Here is a 1,660-nt window from a genome sequence, read left to right as displayed (position 1 = left end):
GGGGTTAGTGGGGAGCATATTGCCGATTACATCTGCGCGGTGGAGTTTGGTTGGGGTAAGGATTGGGATGGGCATGATAAGGGGGCGGATGGGAAGTGGTTGGAGGGTGTACCTAGTGCGAGTAAAACGGGGAAACTCTCCGCAGGTGGAAGCCCCAAGGCAAAACACGTTCTCTACAAACTGTCTGATGGCGCAAATGGAACGGGGATAGATGCAGTTTGGCGAGCCAACCCTTCCAACAATGGAGGCGAGAAATTTGCCATTGTTGAGGCTAAGGCAAGCCGTGACGAGGATGCGCCAAAATTCATGCGTAAACTGAACAACATGCGCAAACCTGGTGTTGGCTCTAAGTTAGGTGTATCAGGATTGGGCGATCCAAGCACGCTGCTTGAACCCATCGAAAGCGAGCAAGATGCCAGTAGTAAAAATAGCCCAAGCACCAAGAACACCGGCAGATCAAAAAAACTACCTTCCAAAAGCTCAAAAACCAGTACTACTAAATCCAAAGACGTACTCGTACAGATGAGCGTGGAATGGATACTAAGTAATCTTCAAAAAGCGGTCGGCAATCGAATACTCGCCGCCCAAGTAGAAGCGTCTTACAGTCGACATTTATTTTATTCCCCACTCTACCACCCGAGCTCCAGCCCTAAAGAGCATGCTGAGGCCAGAATAAATAATGCAAATGAAAGCGAGCACCACATTCACAAAGCCTTTCATTACAATGAGACAGAGGTTAAAGCGTTTGTGAATAAGCGCAAAAAGTCTTTGACCAAAAAGCATGGCGCATTGAATACTTTAAAGATTGAGGCATGACACTATGAATATACGGCAAAAATTTTTCAGCCAAAAACATTATGAGAATTTCCTCAGAGAACATGACGAGTTAATCGAATTCTTTAAAGTAAACAAATTCAAATCTGACTCTGCTTTAGAGGAAGCCTCTCAGCGCGCCAAATATTTTCAGACACTCTCTTTAGACAAGTTACTTGCCACCTACACTGCCGGTGAGAATATAGAGACCCTTATTCCTCTCCTTGAGGAACTAGTGAAAAAGTACGAAATCCGCCAAAAAGCCCTGGCCGAATATCAGGGCATCCCGAATATATCGCCACTGGCAATAGACGACGGGCCAAACCAATATGAAGAAGCAGTCCAGGTGATCAGCCTGTGTATACTTTTACACCGGACCGACTTACTCCCACGCTTTGTCAAGCTCATTGATGGCGCAGGATATGCGAGTGACGATACGCTTTATGAGGCCTTACTGAACAAGGTGATGCCTAATCGGCACGATGTAGATGAATGGTATCACGACGTATACACGTTACTTATTCAAGCAATTTATAGCGATGACAAAGAAGAGCAACCAAAACTTCTGAAAAAATATTGCCAACAATGGTATCCAGCCTTCAAGCAAGCTCCTTGGCACGACACTCACCTTCAAGGGGATGAAGGAATTTACGTGGGTTACTGGGCCTTTGAAGCTGGTGCAGTTGCCTTCTTGTATGGCATAGATGACAGCAAAATAGACCATATGGTGTATCCGAAAGCATTGGTCGAGTACGCTCGAAACTATAAGGGTGATATTGGTTCCCAGATTAATCGTATTGTTGCTGGCGAAGCCTGCAGCAAAACGGGCTATTGGTTCAGCCCGGCT

Annotated in this window: 1 protein-coding gene and 1 pseudogene; both read left to right on the top strand. The window is 45.9% G+C overall.

Annotated elements, in window-relative coordinates; all coding sequences use genetic code 11:
- A pseudogene (locus tag BZL43_RS23980) lies at positions 1-816 on the top strand (hypothetical protein); the annotation flags it as partial.
- 4 nt (positions 817-820) lie between these two features.
- A partial coding sequence (locus BZL43_RS23975) for a PoNe immunity protein domain-containing protein (protein WP_177409352.1) occupies positions 821-1,660 on the top strand: 840 nt, incomplete at its 3' end.

Source organism: Pseudomonas sp. PICF141 (assembly GCF_002286815.1).
In the GTDB taxonomy this organism is placed as follows: Bacteria; Pseudomonadota; Gammaproteobacteria; order Pseudomonadales; family Pseudomonadaceae; genus Aquipseudomonas.
This window is presented reverse-complemented; position numbering and strand designations above follow the sequence as displayed.